Source organism: Klebsiella sp. A-Nf5, from assembly GCF_002810545.1.
GTDB lineage: Bacteria > Pseudomonadota > Gammaproteobacteria > Enterobacterales > Enterobacteriaceae > Klebsiella > Klebsiella variicola.
The window spans coordinates 38408-59075 of the sequence record NZ_PIOG01000281.1 but is presented as its reverse complement, the minus strand read 5'-3'; the positions used below and the strand labels follow the sequence as shown (position 1 = coordinate 59075).

15 protein-coding genes and 1 pseudogene are annotated in these 20668 nt (G+C 57.7%); 13 read left to right on the top strand and 3 right to left on the bottom strand.

Annotated features, from left to right (window positions below; genetic code table 11):
- Nucleotides 1-48: 48 nt before the first annotated feature.
- Both gntK and gntU read left to right on the top strand, forming a co-directional pair.
- Nucleotides 49-579 carry a gluconokinase gene (gene gntK / locus CWM53_RS29330; protein WP_012540395.1) on the top strand — a complete coding sequence of 177 codons (531 nt, stop codon included), beginning with the start codon at nt 49-51 and terminating at the stop codon, nt 577-579.
- Nucleotides 579-1919: a gluconate transporter gene (gntU, locus tag CWM53_RS29325; RefSeq protein ID WP_061153086.1), complete on the top strand. Its 1341-nt coding sequence runs from the start codon at nt 579-581 to the stop codon at nt 1917-1919. The genes gntK and gntU overlap by 1 nt, the downstream gene beginning before the upstream one ends.
- Here the strand turns inward: gntU and CWM53_RS29320 are convergent.
- A pseudogene (locus CWM53_RS29320) lies at nt 1916-2278 on the bottom strand (hypothetical protein). The gene gntU and the pseudogene CWM53_RS29320 sit on opposite strands and share 4 nt — an antisense overlap.
- 103 nt (nt 2279-2381) lie before the next feature.
- Here CWM53_RS29320 and asd point away from each other — a divergent pair.
- The 8 genes from asd to CWM53_RS29280 all read left to right on the top strand — a co-directional run bounded on the left by asd (nt 2382) and on the right by CWM53_RS29280 (nt 14020).
- Nucleotides 2382-3488 (top strand): aspartate-semialdehyde dehydrogenase, encoded by a 1107-nt coding sequence (asd, locus tag CWM53_RS29315; RefSeq protein WP_061153088.1) that lies wholly within the window; start codon nt 2382-2384, stop codon nt 3486-3488.
- 237 nt (nt 3489-3725) lie between these two features.
- Nucleotides 3726-5912, top strand: coding sequence for a 1,4-alpha-glucan branching enzyme (gene glgB, locus CWM53_RS29310; RefSeq protein ID WP_061153089.1), 2187 nt, complete (start codon nt 3726-3728; stop codon nt 5910-5912).
- Nucleotides 5909-7885: a glycogen debranching protein GlgX gene (gene glgX, locus CWM53_RS29305; protein WP_100631031.1), complete on the top strand. Its 1977-nt coding sequence runs from the start codon at nt 5909-5911 to the stop codon at nt 7883-7885. Before glgB ends, glgX begins: the two co-directional genes overlap by 4 nt.
- A gap of 80 nt (nt 7886-7965) precedes the next feature.
- The gene (gene glgC, locus CWM53_RS29300; protein ID WP_008806989.1) at nt 7966-9261 is read left to right on the top strand and encodes a glucose-1-phosphate adenylyltransferase; all 1296 of its coding nucleotides are present in this window, start codon (nt 7966-7968) and stop codon (nt 9259-9261) included.
- A complete protein-coding gene (glgA, locus tag CWM53_RS29295) occupies nt 9261-10694 on the top strand; it encodes a glycogen synthase GlgA (protein WP_061153091.1) in 1434 nt (477 codons plus the stop codon). The genes glgC and glgA overlap by 1 nt, the downstream gene beginning before the upstream one ends.
- A gap of 17 nt (nt 10695-10711) precedes the next feature.
- On the top strand, nt 10712-13159 hold the full coding sequence (gene glgP / locus CWM53_RS29290) for a glycogen phosphorylase (protein WP_061153092.1): 2448 nt from the start codon (nt 10712-10714) through the stop codon (nt 13157-13159).
- A gap of 214 nt (nt 13160-13373) precedes the next feature.
- Nucleotides 13374-13721, top strand: coding sequence for a type II toxin-antitoxin system RelE/ParE family toxin (locus tag CWM53_RS29285; RefSeq protein WP_100729733.1), 348 nt, complete (start codon nt 13374-13376; stop codon nt 13719-13721).
- Nucleotides 13721-14020, top strand: coding sequence for a helix-turn-helix domain-containing protein (locus CWM53_RS29280; protein ID WP_074387048.1), 300 nt, complete (start codon nt 13721-13723; stop codon nt 14018-14020). Before CWM53_RS29285 ends, CWM53_RS29280 begins: the two co-directional genes overlap by 1 nt.
- A 62-nt stretch (nt 14021-14082) precedes the next feature.
- Here CWM53_RS29280 and glpD read toward each other — a convergent pair whose 3' ends face one another.
- Nucleotides 14083-15591, bottom strand: coding sequence for a glycerol-3-phosphate dehydrogenase (glpD, locus tag CWM53_RS29275; RefSeq protein WP_074387049.1), 1509 nt, complete (start codon nt 15589-15591; stop codon nt 14083-14085).
- Between the two features lie 203 nt (nt 15592-15794).
- Between glpD and glpE the strand changes: the two genes are divergently transcribed.
- Genes glpE through CWM53_RS29260 form a run of 3 tightly spaced genes read left to right on the top strand, consistent with a single transcriptional unit; the run spans nt 15795 to nt 17813 of the window.
- Nucleotides 15795-16124 carry a thiosulfate sulfurtransferase GlpE gene (glpE, locus tag CWM53_RS29270; RefSeq protein ID WP_032733885.1) on the top strand — a complete coding sequence of 110 codons (330 nt, stop codon included), beginning with the start codon at nt 15795-15797 and terminating at the stop codon, nt 16122-16124.
- Between the two features lie 50 nt (nt 16125-16174).
- Nucleotides 16175-17005 (top strand): rhomboid family intramembrane serine protease GlpG, encoded by an 831-nt coding sequence (glpG, locus tag CWM53_RS29265; RefSeq protein ID WP_008806994.1) that lies wholly within the window; start codon nt 16175-16177, stop codon nt 17003-17005.
- 49 nt (nt 17006-17054) lie between these two features.
- The gene (locus CWM53_RS29260) at nt 17055-17813 is read left to right on the top strand and encodes a DeoR/GlpR family transcriptional regulator (RefSeq protein WP_002920548.1); all 759 of its coding nucleotides are present in this window, start codon (nt 17055-17057) and stop codon (nt 17811-17813) included.
- A 15-nt stretch (nt 17814-17828) separates the two neighbouring features.
- Here CWM53_RS29260 and malT read toward each other — a convergent pair whose 3' ends face one another.
- Entirely contained in the window at nt 17829-20534 is a 2706-nt protein-coding gene (gene malT / locus CWM53_RS29255; protein ID WP_061153094.1) for an HTH-type transcriptional regulator MalT, read from the bottom strand.
- Nucleotides 20535-20668: the final 134 nt, after the last annotated feature.

Sequence of the window (20668 nt, the reverse complement as noted above, 5' to 3'; positions counted from 1 at the left end):
TGGATGAGTCAGCCACGGTGCGGCGTACCTGTCCGGTGGGAGGATGCTTTGAGCACGACTAATCATGATCACCACGTCTATGTTCTGATGGGCGTTTCCGGCAGCGGGAAATCCGCTGTCGCCAGCGAAGTGGCGCATCAACTGCATGCCGCGTTTCTTGACGGCGACTTTCTGCATCCGCGCAGCAACATCACCAAGATGGCCTCCGGTGAGCCGCTGAACGATGATGACCGCACGCCGTGGCTGCAGGCGCTGAATGACGCCGCGTTTGCCATGCAGCGTACCAACAAGGTGTCGCTGATTGTTTGCTCGGCGCTGAAGAAGAGCTACCGCGACATTCTGCGCAAGGGCAACCCGAACCTCTCCTTCATCTATCTGAAAGGCGATTTCGACGTGATCGAAAACCGTCTGAAGGCACGCAAAGGACACTTCTTCAAAACCCAAATGTTGGTGACGCAGTTTGAAACGCTGCAGGAACCAGGCGCCGACGAGAGCGATGTGCTTATCGTCGATATCGACCAGCCGCTGGAAGGCGTGGTGGCCAGCACCATCGAGGTGATCAACAAAGGCAGTCACTAGTGAGTACTTTAACGCTTGTTTTAACAGCAGTCGGCTCGGTATTGCTGCTGCTGTTTTTAGTCATGAAAGCGCGGATGCACGCCTTCGTGGCTTTGATGGTGGTTTCTATTGGTGCAGGTCTCTTCTCCGGNATGCCGCTGGATAAAATCGCGGCGACGATGGAGAAAGGGATGGGCGGTACGCTGGGCTTCCTGGCGATCGTCGTCGCGCTCGGCGCGATGTTCGGTAAGATCCTGCATGAAACGGGGGCGGTCGATCAGATTGCCGTCAAGATGCTCAAATCCTTCGGCCATAGCCGCGCGCACTATGCGATTGGTCTTGCCGGTCTTATCTGCGCGCTGCCGCTGTTCTTCGAAGTGGCGATCGTGCTGCTGATTAGCGTCGCCTTCTCGATGGCGCGCCATACCGGCACTAACCTTGTGAAGCTGGTGATCCCGTTGTTTGCAGGCGTTGCCGCCGCCGCGGCGTTCCTGCTGCCGGGGCCGGCGCCGATGCTGCTGGCGTCGCAGATGCACGCCGACTTTGGCTGGATGATCCTGATTGGCCTGTGTGCGGCGATCCCGGGGATGATTATCGCCGGTCCGTTATGGGGGAATTTCATTAGCCGCTACGTTGAGCTGCACATTCCTGACGATATCAGCGAACCGCATCTCGGCGAAGGCAAAATGCCGTCCTTCGGCTTTAGCCTGTCGCTGATCCTGCTGCCGCTGGTGCTGGTAGGCCTCAAAACCATCGCCGCGCGCTTTGTGCCGGTGGGATCTACCGCCTACGAATGGTTCGAGTTTATCGGCCATCCGTTCACCGCGATCCTGGTTGCCTGTCTGGTCGCGATCTACGGTCTGGCGATGCGCCAGGGGATGGCGAAAGACCGCGTGATGGAGATCTGTGGCCACGCGCTGCAGCCGGCGGGGATTATCCTGCTGGTGATCGGCGCCGGCGGCGTCTTCAAGCAGGTGCTGGTTGACTCCGGCGTCGGCCCGGCGCTCGGCGAAGCGCTGACAGGCCTGGGTCTGCCGATTGCGATTACCTGCTTCGTGTTGGCGGCTGCCGTCCGTATCATTCAGGGGTCCGCGACCGTTGCTTGTCTGACGGCGGTCGGTCTGGTGATGCCGGTCATTGAGCAACTGAACTACAGCGGCGCGCAGATGGCAGCGTTGTCTATCTGTATCGCCGGCGGCTCGATTGTGGTGAGCCACGTGAACGATGCCGGCTTCTGGCTGTTCGGTAAATTTACCGGTGCGACGGAAGCCCAGACGCTGAAAACCTGGACCATGATGGAAACCATCCTGGGTACCACCGGGGCGATTGTCGGTATGATCGCCTTCCAGCTGCTGAGCTAAGCCCGCTCACCTCCCGCTCGCGGGGAATAAAAAGCCAGGGTAACGCTGCTTACCCTGGCTTCTTTGTCATAAGCCGCCCTTTATCCCTCTTTTCCCCTTCCGCCACCCACGACGATGAGCACTACGACAAGACTCGTATCCCTCATCAGGCCTTGCTGTGTCTGGGTTTGTCGCTTTTTTTTGGCAAGCGGCAAATCACTCGATTTCGCGCTTAATCCATAATCAGGATCAATAAAATAGCGACGGAAAATATTCCATTCCCCGGGGGATTTCCCCGATAATCGTTGCGTTTTTGACGACGACCAGCGACGGTGGACAATGTGCAGGATAAGTTGCATTTCTGATTGTTCAGCAATCATTGATTAATTTCACTTGCGACTTTAGCTGCATTTTGTAAGGTGAGGGATAATCCAGTTGGAAACTGGCCAGGCACAAACAGCACACACCTCGCAGGAATACGTTATGAAAAATGTTGGTTTTATCGGCTGGCGCGGAATGGTCGGCTCTGTTCTCATGCAACGCATGGTTGAAGAGCGCGATTTCGACGCCATTCGCCCGGTGTTCTTCTCTACCTCCCAGCTGGGACAGCCAGCGCCGTCATTCGGCGGTAGCACCGGTGGCACGCTTCAGGATGCGTTCGATCTGGACGCGCTGAAGGCTCTGGACATTATTGTCACGTGCCAGGGCGGCGATTACACCAACGATATTTATCCGAAGCTGCGCGAAAGCGGCTGGCAGGGTTACTGGATTGACGCCGCGTCGTCGCTGCGCATGAAGGACGATGCGATCATTATCCTCGACCCGGTTAACCAGGACGTGATTACCGCCGGCCTGAACAACGGTGTCAAAACCTTTGTCGGCGGCAACTGTACCGTCAGCCTGATGCTGATGTCCCTCGGCGGCCTGTTTGCCCAGGATCTGGTGGAGTGGGTCAGCGTGGCGACGTACCAGGCGGCTTCCGGCGGCGGTGCGCGTCATATGCGCGAGCTGCTGAGCCAGATGGGTCAGCTGCACAACCATGTTGCGGCAGAGCTGGCGAACCCGGCTTCCGCCATTCTGGATATCGAGCGCAAAGTGACGTCGCTGACCCGCAGCGGCGAACTGCCGGTCGATAACTTTGGCGTGCCGCTGGCGGGCAGCCTGATCCCGTGGATCGACAAACAGCTGGATAACGGCCAGAGCCGCGAAGAGTGGAAAGGCCAGGCGGAGACCAACAAGATCCTCGCCACCTCGTCCGTTATCCCGGTAGACGGCCTGTGCGTACGCGTTGGCGCACTGCGCTGCCACAGCCAGGCGTTCACCATCAAGCTGAAAAAAGATGTGTCTATCCCGACCGTTGAGGAACTGCTGGCCGCGCACAACCCGTGGGCCAAAGTGGTCCCGAACGATCGTGAGATTACCATGCGCGAGCTGACCCCAGCCGCGGTGACTGGCACCCTGACCACCCCGGTAGGGCGCCTGCGTAAACTGAATATGGGGCCGGAGTATCTGTCGGCCTTTACCGTTGGCGACCAGCTGTTGTGGGGCGCCGCGGAGCCGCTGCGCCGGATGCTTCGGCAGCTGGCGTAAGCGCAGGATGAACATAAAGGGGGTCTTCAAGCCCCCTTTTTTTTTGCGTAATACAAGGAGTAAACGCGGATGTTAGATTTTTCCCCACGGAGGTAACCCAGCCTTGGCTATGCTTTAAGTAAGGAACTCCTTACCTGAAGGTGGGACGGAGCAGGAGGATGCTGAGAGCACTGCGCCGTTCAGGTCAAAAAAGTCGCCAGTTACAGGAATGAGCGACACTTACAACAGGATGAAAGCATGTCTAATCATATCGATAGAGACGTGATTAATGCGCTAATCGCCGGTCATTTCGCGGACCCTTTTTCCGTGCTCGGCATGCACCGTACTGACGCCGGGCTGGAAGTGCGCGCATTATTACCCGATGCCACCGAAGTGTGGGTTATTGAACCGAAAACCGGACGCAAAGTCGGCAAGCTCGAATGCCTCGACTCGCGTGGTTTCTTCAGCGGCGTTCTGCCACGTCGCAAAAACGCCTTTCGCTATCAGCTGGCCGTCACCTGGCACGGGCAGCAGAACCTGATTGATGACCCTTATCGCTTTGGTCCGCTATTGCAGGATCTTGACGTCTGGCTGCTGTCGGAAGGGACCCACCTGCGCCCTTACGAAACGCTGGGCGCACACGCTGCCACCATGGACGGCGTCACCGGTACCCGTTTCTCGGTGTGGGCGCCGAACGCCCGCCGCGTCTCGGTGGTGGGGCAGTTTAACTACTGGGATGGCCGACGCCACCCGATGCGATTCCGCAAAGAGTCCGGGATCTGGGAGCTGTTCGTCCCCGGTGCGCATAACGGCCAACTGTACAAATTCGAACTGATTGATGCCCACGGCCATCTGCGGGTCAAAGCTGACCCTTACGCCTTTGAATCGCAAATGCGTCCTGACACCGCCTCGCTTATCTGCGACCTGCCGCCAAAAGTAGAACAGCCCGCGGATCGCAAGGTGGCGAACCAGTTCGATGCGCCGATCTCTATCTATGAAGTGCATCTCGGCTCCTGGCGCCGTCATACTGACAATAATTTCTGGCTGAGCTACCGCGAGCTGGCCGACCAACTGGTGCCCTACGCGAAATGGATGGGCTTCACCCATCTCGAACTGTTGCCGGTTAACGAGCACCCGTTCGACGGCAGCTGGGGCTATCAACCCACCGGGCTTTATGCGCCGACCCGCCGTTTCGGCACCCGCGACGATTTCCGTTATTTTATTAACGCCGCGCATGCCGCCGGGCTGAACGTCATTCTTGACTGGGTGCCGGGCCACTTCCCGGCGGATGATTTTGCGCTGGCCTCGTTTGATGGCACTTCGCTGTATGAGCACAGCGATCCGCGCGAGGGGTATCACCAGGACTGGAATACCCTGATCTACAACTACGGTCGCCGCGAAGTCAGCAACTTCCTCGTCGGTAACGCGCTGTACTGGATCGAGCGCTTCGGGATTGATGCCCTGCGGGTCGACGCGGTGGCCTCGATGATCTATCGCGATTACAGCCGCAAGGCAGGTGAGTGGATCCCCAACGAATACGGCGGTCGGGAAAATCTGGAAGCCATTGAGTTTCTGCGCAGCACCAACCGCATCCTCGGCGAACAGACGCCGGGCGCGGTGACGATGGCGGAAGAGTCCACCGATTTTGCCGGCGTCACCCGTCCGCCAGCCGGCGGTGGGCTGGGCTTCTGGTTCAAATGGAACCTCGGCTGGATGCACGACACCCTGGATTACATGAAGCTCGATCCGGTGCATCGCCGCTACCATCACGACAAAATGACCTTCGGCATGCTCTACAACTACACCGAGAACTTCGTGCTGCCGCTCTCCCATGATGAGGTCGTACACGGTAAAAAATCGATTCTCGACCGCATGCCGGGAGATGCCTGGCAGAAGTTCGCCAACCTGCGCGCCTACTACGGCTGGTTGTTCGCCTTCCCGGGTAAAAAACTGCTGTTTATGGGCAATGAGTTCGCTCAGGGCCGCGAGTGGAACCACGATGGCAGCCTCGACTGGCATCTGCTGGAAGGCGGCGATAACTGGCACCACGGCGTCCAGCGACTGGTGCGCGACCTGAACCACACATATCGTCACCATAAAGCGCTGCACGAGCTGGATTTTGACCCCTACGGTTTCGAATGGCTGGTGGTCGACGACCATGAGCGTTCGGTGTTTGTCTTTGTGCGCCGTGACCGGGCCGGGAATGAGATTATCGTCGCCAGCAACTTTACGCCGGTGCCGCGCCACGACTACCGCTTCGGCATTAACCAGCCGGGACGCTGGCGCGAGGCGTTGAATACTGACTCAATGCACTATCACGGCAGCAACCAGGGTAACGGCGGTGTGGTGGAGAGCGACGCGATCGCCAGCCATGGCCGCGAGCACTCGCTATCGCTGACCCTGCCTCCGCTGGCGACGATCTGGCTGGTTCGGGAGGCGCAATGACTACCCTCGCGGCAGGCAAACCTGCGCCGTTGGGCGCCAGCTATGACGGTAAGGGAGTGAACTTCGCGCTCTTCTCCGCCCATGCGGAGCGGGTGGAGCTGTGCGTGTTCGACGAGCAAGGCAATGAGCAACGCCTCGACCTCCCGGCGCGCAGCGGTGACATCTGGCACGGCTGGCTGGCCGCTGCCGGGCCGGGCCTGCGCTACGGCTACCGGGTGCATGGCCCCTGGGATCCGTCGCAGGGGCACCGCTTTAATCCGGCAAAGCTGCTGCTCGATCCCTGCGCGCATCGGGTCGAGGGCGATCTGCCGGATGACGAACGCCTGCATGGTGGAATGTGGGAGCCGGATCATCGCGACAGCGCCGCAATCGCGCCAAAATCGCAAGTGGTGGATCTGCATTACGACTGGCTTGGCGATAAACCGCCGCGTACCCCGTGGGGGGAAACGGTGATTTATGAAGCGCACGTGAAAGGACTCACCCTGCTGCACCCGCAGCTGCCGGAAGCCATTCGCGGAACTTATAAGGCGCTGGGCCACCCGGTGATGATCGCTTACTTCAAATCGCTGGGCATCAGCGCGCTTGAGCTGATGCCGGTGGCGCAGTTTGCCAGCGAGCCGCGTCTGCAGCGGATGGGGTTAAGTAACTACTGGGGCTATAACCCGCTGGCATGGTTTGCGCTGGATCCGCGCTATGCCAGCGACCCCGCGCGTGCCCTCGATGAGTTTCGTGATGCGGTTAAGGCGCTTCATGCCGCCGGCATCGAGGTGATTCTGGATGTTGTGCTCAACCATAGCGCGGAAATCGATCTTGAAGGACCCACCGTCTCCCTGCGCGGAATCGACAACCGTAGCTATTATTGGGTAAGGGAGGATGGCGATTATCACAACTGGACCGGCTGCGGTAATACGCTCAATCTCAGCCACCCCGGGGTGGTGGAATGGGCGCGCCAGTGTTTGCGCTTCTGGGTGGACGAGTGCCATGTCGACGGCTTTCGCTTCGACCTTGCCTCGGTGATGGGGCGGACGCCGGAATTCCGCCAGGATGCGCCGCTGTTCGAGGCTATCCGCCGCGACAGCGTGCTGTCGCAGGTGAAACTGATTGCAGAACCCTGGGATATCGGCCCGGGGGGGTATCAGGTGGGCAATTTTCCGCCGCTGTTTACCGAGTGGAACGACCATTTTCGTGATATTGCCCGTCGTTTCTGGCTGCAGCAAAACGTCTCCCTGGGTGACTTTGCCCAACGCTTCGCTGCTTCCAGCGATATTTTTGCTCGCGATGGCAAGCTGCCATCGGCGACGGTCAACCTGGTGACGGCCCATGATGGCTTCACCCTGCGCGACTGCGTCTGTTTCAATCAGAAACACAATGAGGCAAACGGGGAGGAGAATCGCGATGGGACTAACAATAACTACAGCAACAATCATGGTATAGAGGGATTAGACGCCAATCTTGCGGTGATTGAACGGCGGCGTGCCAGCGTGCATGCGCTGCTGACGACGCTGCTGTTGGCTCAGGGGACGCCGATGCTGCTGGCGGGCGATGAGCAGGGCCACAGCCAGCACGGCAACAATAATGCCTACTGCCAGGATAACGCGTTGACCTGGCTGGACTGGCGCCAGGCGAACCCGGGATTAACCGCGTTTACCGCGGCGCTGATCCACCTGCGCCGCCGCATTCCGGCGCTGACCGGCAACCGCTGGTGGCAGGAGGGGGATGGCAACGTGCGCTGGCTTAATCAAAACGCCCAGCCGCTGACTGCCGGGGAGTGGCAGCAGGGCGCAGCGTGTATGCAGGTCCAGTTGTCTGATCGCTGGCTGCTCACGCTGAACGCCACCGCAGAGGTGGTCGATATGGTTTTACCTGAGGGGGAATGGCGCGCCGTTCCTCCCTTCGCCGGAGAGGATAATCCGGTCATCATGGCTGTCTGGCATGGGCCCGCGCACGGAGTGTGCGTATTTCAAAGGTCGTAATCCCTGAAGCTTCCGGTTGAACTCGTGGCGGCGGCGCGGCGGGATGAGAAGGAAAGCTGGGGTGTAAAAAGGAGTTAATCATGGTTAGGCTTGAAAAAAACGATCCGCTGATGCTGGCGCGTCAATTACCCATCAAATCCGTGGCGTTGATCCTCGCGGGCGGGCGTGGCACCCGGCTCAAGGATCTCACCATTAAGCGTGCGAAACCTGCCGTTCACTTCGGCGGCAAGTTCCGTATTATCGATTTCGCATTATCTAACTGCATTAACTCAGGGATCCGCCGTATCGGCGTCATTACCCAGTATCAGTCGCACACGCTGGTGCAGCACATCCAGCGCGGCTGGTCGTTCTTCAGCGAAGAGATGAATGAGTTTGTCGATCTGCTGCCAGCCCAGCAGCGCGTGCACGGCGAAAACTGGTATCGCGGTACGGCGGACGCCGTGACGCAGAACCTGGACATCATCCGCCGCTACAAAGCGGAGTACGTGGTGATCCTCGCGGGCGATCATATTTATAAGCAGGATTACTCGCGCATGCTGATCGACCATGTCGAAAAAGGGGCGCGTTGCACCGTGGCCTGCATGCCGGTGCCCATTGAAGAGGCATCCGCCTTCGGCGTTATGGCGGTCGATGAAAACGAAAAAATCATTGAGTTCGTCGAGAAACCCGCTAACCCGCCGGCGATGCCAACCGATCCGACCAAATCACTGGCCAGTATGGGCATTTATATCTTTGACGCCGCCTATCTTTATGAGCTGCTGGAAGAAGACGATCGCAACGAAAACTCCAGCCACGATTTCGGCAAAGATATCATTCCGAAGATCACCGAAGCTGGCATGGCTTATGCACATCCTTTCCCGCTCTCCTGTGTGCAGTCTGACCCGAACGCTGAGCCGTACTGGCGCGATGTGGGGACGCTGGAGGCTTACTGGAAGGCCAACCTCGATCTGGCGTCAGTCACGCCGGAGCTGGATATGTACGACCAGAACTGGCCGATCCGCACCCATATGGAATCGCTGCCGCCGGCGAAGTTCGTGCAGGACCGCTCCGGTAGCCACGGCATGACCCTGAACTCGCTGGTTTCCGGCGGCTGCATTATCTCCGGGTCGGTGGTGGTGCAGTCGGTGCTGTTCCCGCGCGTGCGGGTGAACTCATTCTGTAACATTGATTCGGCAGTCTTGTTGCCAGATGTCTGGGTGGGGCGCTCATGCCGCCTGCGTCGCTGCGTGATTGACCGCGCCTGCGTCATCCCGGAAGGTATGGTGATTGGTGAGAACGCGGAAGAGGATGCACGCCGCTTCTATCGCTCAGAGGAAGGTATCGTGCTGGTGACCCGCGACATGCTGCGGAAATTGGGGCACAAACAGGAGCGCTAATGCAGGTCTTACATGTATGTTCTGAGATGTTCCCGCTGTTAAAGACGGGCGGTCTGGCGGACGTCATCGGCGCACTGCCGGCGGCGCAAATTGCGGAGGGTATCGACACCCGCGTGCTGTTGCCGGCGTTTCCCGATATCCGCCGCGGCGTGGTGGATGCCCAGGTGGTGACCCGCCGCGATACCTTCGCCGGGCGGATCACGCTGCTGTACGGCCACTTTAACGGCGTGGGGATCTACCTGATAGATGCCCCACATCTCTATGACCGGCCGGGGAGCCCATACCACGATACCAACCAGCACGCTTATACCGACAACGTCCTGCGCTTTGCGCTGCTGGGCTGGGTGGGAAGCGAAATGGCCAGCGGACTGGATCCGTTCTGGCGCCCGGATGTCGTGCATGCCCATGACTGGCACGCTGGCCTGACGCCAGCCTATCTGGCAGCGCGTGGGCATCCGGCTAAATCGGTCTTTACCGTGCACAATCTGGCGTACCAGGGGATGTTTTACTCCTGGCATATGAATGATATCGAGCTGCCCTGGTCGTTTTACAACATGCATGGCCTCGAATTTAACGGTCAGATCTCGTTTCTGAAGGCTGGAATTTACTACGCCGACCATATTACGGCAGTGAGCCCGACCTACGCGCGTGAGATCACCGAACCGCAATACGCCTACGGCATGGAGGGGCTGCTGCGTCAGCGCCATCATGAGGGGCGGCTGTCGGGGATCCTCAACGGCGTTGACGACGGTATCTGGAGTCCGCAAAACGATCTGCTGCTGCCGATGCGCTACGATCGCGACACGCTGGAGGAGAAGGCGGAGAACAAGCGTCAGCTGCAGATCGCCATGGGCCTGAAGGTCGATGATAAAGCGCCGCTGTTTGCCGTGGTTAGCCGCCTGACCAGTCAGAAAGGGCTGGATCTGGTGCTCGAAGCGCTGCCGGGTTTGCTTGAGCAGGGCGGCCAGCTGGCCCTGTTGGGCGCCGGCGACCCGGTGCTGCAGGAAGGTTTCCTCGCCGCTGCCGCCGAACATCCGGGCAAGGTAGGGGTGCAGATTGGCTACCATGAGGCCTTCTCCCACCGCATTATGGGCGGCGCCGACGTCATTCTGGTGCCGAGCCGCTTTGAACCATGCGGCTTAACTCAGCTGTATGGTCTGAAGTACGGCACGCTGCCGCTGGTGCGCCGCACCGGGGGGCTGGCGGACACGGTGTCTGACAGTTCGCTGGAGAACCTTGCCGATGGTCTGGCGACAGGGTTTGTCTTTGAGGACAGCAATGCGTTGTCATTGCTGCGCGCTATTCGTCGCGCCTTTGTTCTCTGGTCGCGCCCGTCGCTCTGGCGCTATGTGCAGCGTCAGGCGATGAATATGGATTTTAGCTGGCAGGTTGCCGCGAACTCCTATCGCGAACTTTATCAACGCTTGATGTAACCACTGGAGTCATTGTTATGAATGTACCCTTTAGCTATGCATCACCGACGCTGAGCGTTGAGGCGTTAAAGCACTCTATTGCCTATAAGCTGATGTTTATCATCGGTAAAGATCCGGCCATCGCCAACAAGCACGAATGGCTTAACGCCACGCTGTTTGCCGTTCGCGATCGCATGGTAGAGCGCTGGCTGCGCTCCAACCGCGCGCAGCTTTCGCAGGAAGTGCGCCAGGTTTACTATCTGTCGATGGAGTTCCTGATCGGCCGTACCCTCTCTAACGCGCTGTTGTCGCTGGGCATTTATGACGATGTGAGCAGCGCGCTGGCGGAGATGGGGCTCGATCTGGAAGAGTTGATCGATGAAGAAAATGACCCCGGACTGGGCAACGGCGGTCTGGGCCGTCTGGCGGCCTGCTTCCTTGATTCCCTGGCGGCGCTGGGCCTGCCGGGACGCGGTTACGGGATCCGCTACGACTACGGGATGTTTAAACAGAATATCGTCGATGGCCGGCAAAAAGAGTCCCCTGACTACTGGCTGGAATACGGTAACCCGTGGGAGTTTGAGCGCCACAACACCCGCTATAAAGTACGCTTCGGCGGCCGCATTCAGCAGGAAGGGAAGAAAACCCGCTGGATTGAGACGGAAGAGATTATTGCGGAAGCCTACGATCAGATCATCCCCGGCTTTGACACCGACGCCACCAACACGCTGCGTCTGTGGAGCGCGCAGGCCAGTAGCGAAATTAACCTTGGTAAATTCAACCAGGGCGACTACTTCGCTGCGGTAGAGGATAAAAACCACTCAGAGAACGTCTCTCGCGTGCTGTATCCGGACGACTCGACCTACTCCGGACGCGAGCTGCGTCTGCGCCAGGAGTATTTCCTCGTGTCGGCCACGGTACAGGATATCTTGAGCCGTCATTACATGTTGCATAAGACCTTTGACAACCTGGCGGACAAGATTGCCATTCACCTGAATGACACCCACCCGGTGCTATCGATACCGGAGCTGATGCACCTGCTGATCGATGAACATAAATTCAGTTGGGACGAGGCGTTCGAGGTGACCTGTCAGGTCTTCTCCTATACCAACCATACGCTGATGAGCGAGGCGCTCGAGACCTGGCCGGTGGATATGCTGGGCAAAATTCTGCCGCGTCATCTGCAGATTATCTTTGAGATTAACGACTACTTCCTCAAGACGCTGCAGGAGCAGTATCCCAACGATACCGCGCTGCTTAGCCGTACCTCGATTATCGACGAGTCCAACGGGCGTCGCGTGCGGATGGCCTGGCTGGCGGTGGTAGTCAGCCATAAGGTCAACGGGGTGTCTGAGCTGCATTCGCGGCTGATGGTGGAGTCGCTGTTTGCCGAATTCGCCAAAATCTTCCCGATGCGCTTTACCAACGTCACCAACGGCGTCACGCCGCGCCGCTGGCTGGCGCTGGCCAACCCGCCGTTGTCGAAAGTGCTGGATGAGCATATCGGCCGCACCTGGCGGACCGATCTGAGCCAGCTTGAAGAACTGAAGCAGCATATCGACTACCCGACGGTCAATCAGGCGGTGCGTCAGGCTAAGCTGGAGAACAAACAGCGGCTCGCCAGCTATATTGCTCAGCAGCTCAATGTGGTGGTGAATCCGAAGGCGCTGTTTGATGTGCAGATCAAACGTATCCACGAGTACAAACGCCAGCTGATGAATGTGCTGCACGTCATTACCCGCTATAACCGGATCAAAGCCGATCCGCAGGCGGAGTGGGTGCCTCGGGTGAATATTTTCGCCGGTAAAGCGGCCTCGGCCTACTATATGGCCAAGCATATTATCCACCTGATCAATGATGTGGCGGCGGTGATCAATAACGATCCGCAGATTGGCGACAAGCTGAAGGTCGTCTTTATCCCCAACTACAGTGTAAGCCTGGCGCAGCTGATCATTCCGGCGGCAGACCTGTCGGAACAGATTTCTCTGGCCGGCACCGAAGCCTCCGGCACCAGCAATATGAAATTTGGCCTTAACGGGGCGTTGACTATCGGCACCCTCGATGGGGCAAACGTTGAGATGCAGGAGCACGTGGGCGAAGAGAATATCTTTATCTTCGGTAACACCGCGGAAGAGGTGGAGGAGCTGCGTCGCAGCGGCTATAAACCGCGCGAATACTACGAGCAGGATGAAGAGCTACACCAGGTGCTGACGCAGATCGGTACCGGTGTATTCAGCCCGACGGAACCGGGACGCTACCGCGACCTGCTGGATTCCCTGATTAACTTTGGCGACCATTATCAGGTGCTGGCGGACTATCGGAGCTATGTGGACTGCCAGGATCGCGTCGACGAGCTGTATCAACATCCGGAAGAGTGGGCCTATAAGGCGATGCTGAATATTGCCAATATGGGTTACTTCTCTTCCGACCGGACGATCCAGGAGTACGCGAAATATATCTGGCATATCGACCCGGTAAGGCTGTAAGCCAGTCAATGTAACACAACGGGGCCATTTGGCCCCGTTTCTGTCTGTGCGGAGAACGTTTTATTCGGAAAAGTGCCGGGGAGGATTCAGGCTATTGCGGGAATATACTATTGACGTGAATTCGCCAGCAGTACGATAAATGCTCAATAAGTTTACGTTCATAGCCTAATGGCTATAATATGGATGATAGCCTTTAGGCTATGAGGGATCGCCTATGTGGGATGTAGAAACGACGGATACGTTTGATGCCTGGTTCGAATTACAAAGTAGAGCTTTAAAAGAGGATATGTTGGCCACGATGCTCATCCTGTCTGAATTTGGTCCGCAGCTTGGGTGCCCGTATGTTGATACGGTGAAAGATTCAACGTTTCAGAATATGAAAGAACTTCGGGTTCAGCATCATGGGCTCCCCATCCGCGCCTTTTTTGCATTTGATCCTCTGCGGAAAGCTATCATTTTATGTGCGGGCAATAAGGATGGCATGAATGAGAAACGTTTTTACAAAGAGATGATTACTCTGGCTGATAGAGAATTCAGCAAGCACCTGACTAAGGAGCGATAATGGCCACGCTAAAAGAACTCATGGCGAAACAGAATCCTGAAAGCCAGCAGCGTATTGCAGCGAAAGCGGCAGAGATACGCCAGTCTGTCGCATTAAACTTGCTTCGTGAAGAGTTACAAATTTCACAAACGGAGATGGCTGCGGCTATGGGGGTAAAGCAGCCAACGATCGCTAAAATGGAACAGACTGATAACGACCCTCGGCTTTCGACCCTAAAACGCTACATTGCGGCATTGGGTGGAGAACTCAGTATAAATGTCACATTGCCGACTGGAAAAAAAGTCTCGTTTAATTTGTGAACAGGTATCCGGGCCAGGCGCAAGCCATAGCCCGGGTATTTCTCTCCTGGCGCCACGCGATGTCAGGACGCTAACGACAGCTCAGACTTTCCCGTATGTTGCGCCAGCCATTCGCTGATGCGCGCTTGCTGCTCGGCATTCAGCCACATTCCCTGTTTGGTACGACGCCAGATGGCGTCATCCAGACTGCGCACCCATTCGTGCTCAACCAGATATTTCAGTTCGGCTTCATAAAACTCATGGCCGAAATCTTCCCCCAGGTCGCCCAGGGCACTGGTTTCCTTCAGGATCCACTCGCTGTTGCTCCCGTAGGTGCGGGCATAATGGCGGGCCAGTGATTCGCTGATGAACGGGAAGCGACGGCGCAGTTTTGCCGCGTAGTCATCCCGGTCGCCGCCGATATCGCCCCCCGGCAGCACCGCGGTTTTGGTCCATGCCGGACCGATCCCTTTGTAATAGGGGGTCAGTTTTTCCAGCGCATGCTCGGCCAGTTTGCGATAGGTGGTCAGCTTCCCGCCGAAGACGGAGAGCAGCGGCGCCTGGCCGTTCTCATCGTGAATATCCAGGGTATAGTCGCGGGTAATGGCCTGCGGCGAATCCGACTCGTCATCGCACAGCGGACGGACGCCGGAATAGGTCCAGACGATATCGTCCCGGCTGAGGGTCTTTTTAAAGTGCGCGTTATAGACGTTCAGCAGGTAATTAATCTCTTTATCATCAATGGCCACCGCTTTCGGATCGCCCTTATACTCGACGTCCGTCGTGCCAATGATGGAGAACTCATCCATCCACGGGATAACAAACACAATACGTTTATCTTCGTTCTGCAGAATATAGGCCTGCTTCTGAGTATGCACTCGCGGCACCACGATATGGCTGCCCTTGATCAGGCGGATACCGTAAGGCGAGCGCAGATGCATCCCTTCGTCGAAGAACTCTTTGACCCACGGGCCGGTGGCATTGACCAGACCGCGCGCCTTCCAGGTAAACCTCTCGCCGCTATCGATATCTTCCGCTTCCACCACCCACAGGCCGTTTTCACGTTTTGCCGAGATGGCGCGGGTGCGGGTGCGCACTTCGCCGCCTTTGCGGACGACCATCTGCGCGTTGGCCAGCACCAGGCGGGCATCGTCGACCCAGCAGTCGGAATATTCGAAACCGCGCACAATTTCCGGCTTCAGCACCGACTCTGCGCCAAAACGCAACCCGGTGGAGCCCGGCAGGCTGGTGCGTTTGCCCAGATGATCGTACATAAACAAGCCGATACGGATCATCCATGCCGGACGCAGATGTGGACGATGCGGGAGACGAAAGCGCATCGGGAAGGCGATATGCGGAGCCATTTTTAACAGCACTTCACGCTCGGCCAGCGCTTCGCTGACCAGGCGGAACTCATAGTGTTCGAGGTAGCGTAGCCCGCCGTGGATCAGTTTGGAACTGGCGCTGGAGGTAGCGCAGGCGAGATCGCGCGCTTCCAGCATCAGTACGGATAAACCCCGCCCGGCGGCATCTGCCGCGATACCGGCACCGTTGATGCCTCCGCCTATCACAATCAGATCTTTGGTTTCCACGTTCTTACCCTCTCACACTTTCGTTTAAGCTCACAAATGCTCGATATCGCTCACTATAGCAAACAAACGCGCTTTTGGTAACATCAAAAAAACATTTTGGAGTGATGGGTGTAACATATTGGCGTTTCTTTACCGCCTGACGGTACACTACAGGGTAAAATTGGGCCGCCATCGCCCGTCATGACGAGAAAGAGAAGAGAACCATGGAACAGTTTGAATGTATCAATGTTGAAGAAGCGCACCAGAAACTGCATCAGCAGAAGGCAGTGCTGGTCGATATCCGCGATCCGCAAAGCTATGCGATGGGCCATACGCCGGGCGCGTTTCACCTGACCAACGATACGCTGGGCGCGTTTATGCGTGATAACGACTTTGACACGGCGGTGATGGTGATGTGCTATCACGGCAACAGCAGTAAGGGCGCCGCGCAATATCTGCTGCAGCAGGGGTTTGATAAGGTCTACAGCGTTGATGGCGGGTTCGACGCCTGGCATCGCCATTTCCCGGCGGAAGTGGCGCACGGGACGTTTTAACGGCTGGCAGGTATACTATCCCCCTTTGTGTGGAATAAGCGATTCGCTGCATGTTAATGATTACCTCTTTTGCCAATCCGCGGGTGGCCCAGGCGTTTGTCGATTATATGGCGACGCAGGGGATTATCCTGACCATTCAGCAGCACGCCCAGAGCGACGTCTGGCTGGCTGATGAGAGTCAGGCCGGTCGCGTCAGGGCTGAGCTGGCCCGCTTCCTTGAGAATCCTGCGGACCCGCGTTATCTGGCGGCGAGCTGGCAGTCCGGACAGACCAATAGCGGGTTGCGTTATCAGCGCTTTCCTTTCTTTGCCACGCTGCGGCATAACGCCGGCCCGTTCACCTGGGCGATTCTGCTCATCTGCATCGCGGTGTTTATCCTGCAAAATCTGCTGGGCGATCAGCCGGTGATGATTTGGCTGGCCTGGCCCTACGATCCTTCGCTGCAGTTCGAAGCCTGGCGCTATTTCAGCCATGCTTTCATGCATTTCTCGCTGATGCATATTCTCTTCAACCTGCTATGGTGGTGGTATCTCGGCGGCGCGGTGGAAAAGCGCATCGGCAGTGGCAAACTGGTGGTGATCACCGTTATCAGCGCCCTGTTAAGCGGCTTCGTGCAGCATCAGTTTAGCGGCCCGTGGTTTGGCGGCTTATCGGGCGTGGTATACGCGCTGATGGGCTACGTCTGGCTGCGGGGCGAGCGCGATCCGCAGAGCGGTATTTATCTGCAGCGCGGGTTGATACTCTTCTCTTTAGTATGGTTAATTGCTGGCTGGTTTGACGTTTTCGGCATGGCGATCGCTAACGGCGCGCATGTGGCTGGTCTGGCGACCGGCCTGGCGATGGCGTTTGTTGATACCTTGCATGGGCGAAAACGCGCATAAAGACTTACCGACAGGGGTCGGGTAGGCGACATTTTTCCAGGGATATTTCATGAAACAAACACAACGTCATGACGCGATTATCGAGCTGGTAAAAAAACAGGGTTACGTCAGCACGGAAGAGCTGGTTGAGCAGTTCGCGGTCAGCCCGCAGACCATCCGCCGTGACCTGAACGATTTAGCCGAACAGAAAATGATCCTCCGCCATCACGGCGGCGCGGCGCTGCCCTCCAGCTCGGTGAACACCTCCTGGCACGATCGCAAAGCGACCCAGACGGCGGAAAAAGAGCGTATCGCCCGGCGGGTGGCCAGCGAGATCCCGGACGGCGCGACGCTGTTTATTGATATCGGCACCACACCGGAAGCGGTGGCGCATGCCCTGCTCGATCACAACGATCTGCGCATTGTGACCAACAACCTGAACGTGGCTAACACGCTGATGGTCAAAGAGGACTTCCGCATTATTCTCGCCGGCGGTGAACTGCGTAGTCGCGACGGCGGGATCATCGGGGAAGCGACCCTGGACTTTATCTCGCAGTTCCGTCTCGACTTCGGCATTCTTGGCATCAGCGGCGTCGACAGCGATGGCTCGCTGCTGGAGTTTGATTATCATGAAGTGCGCACCAAGCGCGCGATCATTGAGAATTCACGCCACGTGATGCTGGTGGTGGATCATACCAAGTTTGGCCGCAATGCGATGGTCAATATGGGCAGCATCAGTATGGTCGATGCGGTCTATACCGACGTGCTACCGCCGGCGGGTGTGCTGAAGGTGATTACCGATAACAACCTCCAGCTGGAGCTGTGCTAAACGGCAACGGCGTCGTCAGACGCCGTATCCCATCATCTTGAGTAACTGTTGGGCATGCTGCACCGCGTCCTGCCGGTGGGCGACGCCCAGTTTCTGATACAGGTTGCGAATGTGCGTCTTGATGGTGGTGGCCGCCACGTCAAGTTCGCCGGCAATCTGCTCGTTGCTGTAACCGGAATAGATTAAGCCAAGCACCTGCCATTCGCGCTGGGTCAGCGGGCTGGTGCGGATAAGCTCCGGCACCTCCGGATGATTCAGCAGCCGCTCGACGAACCCTTCGTCAAAGTGGGCGAATTTGTGGCGATGATGCTGGTTGATGTCGCGCAGAATACGCTGGGCGCGGTGTTGCTCCAGCTCCGGCAGGGTGTTCAGCTGGATCAGCTGGCGTAGCTGCTGAGCCATCGCCTCGCCTTCAATCACAAAGTGGTTGATAAAACCGGTGCGGTTGGCGAGCGTCAGGGCTTCGAGCAGGGCTTTCTGCGCTTCGCTCTTGCGTCCCGCCTGCCAGTACAGCTGGTTGAGCAGCAGCAGGTTGCGGTTAAGATCGCTCATCAAGCGCAGCGAACGCGCATTTTCGTTCAGCTCTTCCAGCACCATTTCCGCCGGTTCGAAATCGCCCAGCAGGATCTGCGCTCGGGCAATGTTGCGCCACTGGCTCTGCAGGAAGTGGTTGTTGGCGAACTCCGGCTTCGGCGTCTGGCGCAGCCAGTTGGCCGCCGCGGTTTTATCGCCGGTCATCTGCCAGTAGATCACCCGCACCTTATCGGCGTTGGAGACCCAGTCGCTGTGATAGTGACCGTTACCGAGCAGGTTTTCCAGCCGGTTCAGGTGGCTGCGGGCATTATCCAGATCGCCGCGCGCCAGCGAGCACTGGACCATCAGCGCCAGACACTGCAGCTGCTGCTGCGGCTGATACGTTGAGAGAACGTCCATCCCCTGGCGGGCGCAGGCTTCAGCTTCGTCGAGGCGCGCCCATGCCCACAGCAGCTGAGAGCGGATGCGCAGCAGGAACTCGTGCATCGGCAACTGCTCAAGGTGCTGTTCGCGTACCAGCTGGAAGGCTTTCTCCTGGCTCTCCCAGGCGGCCTGCAGGAAGCCTTGGGCAAAGAGGATTTCGCTTTGCTGAATGATGCTCCACAGCGCGTAATGCCACACGTCGTGGCGGCGGGCCATCTGTTCGGTCTGCTGCATCACCGCGAGGGATTTGGTCAGTTTCCCCTTACAATGGAGGACTTCACCATGCACCGAGGTGGCGACGATGCGGCTGTAATAGTTGGCTAGCGGCAGCTCTTCCAGGGCCACCATCGACAGACGTTCCGCTTCGTCCTGGTCGCCGTCGTTAATCGCTACCTGTGCGCGCAGAGCGTTGAAATCGCCATGCATCGCGGTGTCCATTTCCACACTCATCTCCTGCTCGGCGCGCGCCAGCAGGGTGTTGACTTCGCTGTAACGATGCTGGCTCTGCATCAGCCAGGCCTGCAGCAGGATCAGGCGCGGATTTTCCAGCAGATTTGACCAGGGCAGTGCCGACAGCGACTGCTCCAGCAGCCCCAGTTCGCTATGGTTAAACATGCCCCAGGCGTGGTTGAGTAAGATATCGCGCAGCATTTTGGCATCGCCAGCCGCCAGCGCATGATGAATGGCCTCGCTGGGGAACCCTTGCGCCATCCAGCTTTCCGCCGCAGCGCGGTGGATCTCCGGCAGTTCAACCGCCAGCTCCCACTGACAGCGCTGGCGCAGGAAGCTGCCAAACAGCGGGTGATAGCGGAACCATTCGCCGGAATCATCCATCCGCTGCAGGAACAGCCCCTGACGTTCGATCTCCTCCAGCTGCATCTGGCCATTCTCTTCGCCGGTGACGCGCACGATTAACGCGTCGTTCATTGAGCGCAGCAGAGAACTCTTCAGCAAAAAGCTACGCGTGCGGGCGTCGACGTTATCCAATACTTCATCCACCAGATAATCTGACAGATGGCTGGCGTTAATCCCGGCGAGGCGGCGGGCGGAGTGTTGGGCGGAAGAGTTATTCTGGCGGGCGGAGAGGGCGATGAGCTGCAGCGCGGTGGCCCACCCGGCAACATCGTCGCACAGCCGGCTGCTGTCGTCGGCTTCGATTGGCGACGTCAGACGGCAGTCGAAAAATTGTTTCGCTTCCTGGTGGGTAAAGGCCAGCTGCTGGCTGCCAATCTCCAGCAGCTGATCGCGGACGCGCAGGTTGGCAATGCCCAGCTGCGGCAGGTTACGCGACAGCACCACCAGGGTCATATTCTCCGGCTGATGGCGCAGGAAAAAGCGCATCGCGTCATGGATCACCGGATTATTGATCAGATGATAATCATCAATGACGAGGTACAGCGGGCGCTGCCAGTCGGCGAGCTCAATAAACAGCTGCGCAAAAAGGGAGGAGAGACTGGCGTACTGGCGCTTTTGCACCATCGCTTCACTGGCCGCGCAGTGGTTGCCGGTGGCCTGCTGAATCGCCGCGATCAGATAGCTGGCAAAACGCTCCTGCTGGTTGTCACCTTCGTCCAGCGAGAACCACCCGAGATCGTTTTTACCCGCGGCCCACTGAGAAATGAGCGTTGTTTTACCGTACCCGGCAGGGCTGGTGATCAGCACGAGACGATAATTGTTCGCGCCGGAAAGTTTCGCCAGTAAACGCTCACGAACCACAGTGTGTTCAAGGCGGACCGGACGACTTAATTTGGACGGAATCAACATAGTTCTACATTTCGCTGTGCAAGAGAGAGGTTGCGATTTTTTTTGCGCTTCGTAATTAATATCTAATAAGGTCGGTGATTATGAAATTTATTGCAAGTTATGTCCGAACTTTATGCTCTTGAATTTGCTCTATG

Bases quoted from the DNA above. Each gene is read 5' to 3' on its own strand.
- glpG (WP_008806994.1), top strand. From the start codon at position 16,175: ATGTTAATGATTACCTCTTTTGCCAATCCGCGGGTGGCCCAGGCGTTT.
- CWM53_RS29280 (WP_074387048.1), top strand. From the start codon at position 13,721: ATGGCCACGCTAAAAGAACTCATGGCGAAACAGAATCCTGAAAGCCAG.
- glgB (WP_061153089.1), top strand. From the start codon at position 3,726: ATGTCTAATCATATCGATAGAGACGTGATTAATGCGCTAATCGCCGGT.
- glgC (WP_008806989.1), top strand. From the start codon at position 7,966: ATGGTTAGGCTTGAAAAAAACGATCCGCTGATGCTGGCGCGTCAATTA.
- CWM53_RS29260 (WP_002920548.1), top strand. From the start codon at position 17,055: ATGAAACAAACACAACGTCATGACGCGATTATCGAGCTGGTAAAAAAA.
- glpE (WP_032733885.1), top strand. From the start codon at position 15,795: ATGGAACAGTTTGAATGTATCAATGTTGAAGAAGCGCACCAGAAACTG.
- glgX (WP_100631031.1), top strand. From the start codon at position 5,909: ATGACTACCCTCGCGGCAGGCAAACCTGCGCCGTTGGGCGCCAGCTAT.
- malT (WP_061153094.1), bottom strand. From the start codon at position 20,534: ATGTTGATTCCGTCCAAATTAAGTCGTCCGGTCCGCCTTGAACACACT.
- glgA (WP_061153091.1), top strand. From the start codon at position 9,261: ATGCAGGTCTTACATGTATGTTCTGAGATGTTCCCGCTGTTAAAGACG.
- asd (WP_061153088.1), top strand. From the start codon at position 2,382: ATGAAAAATGTTGGTTTTATCGGCTGGCGCGGAATGGTCGGCTCTGTT.
- glgP (WP_061153092.1), top strand. From the start codon at position 10,712: ATGAATGTACCCTTTAGCTATGCATCACCGACGCTGAGCGTTGAGGCG.
- CWM53_RS29285 (WP_100729733.1), top strand. From the start codon at position 13,374: ATGTGGGATGTAGAAACGACGGATACGTTTGATGCCTGGTTCGAATTA.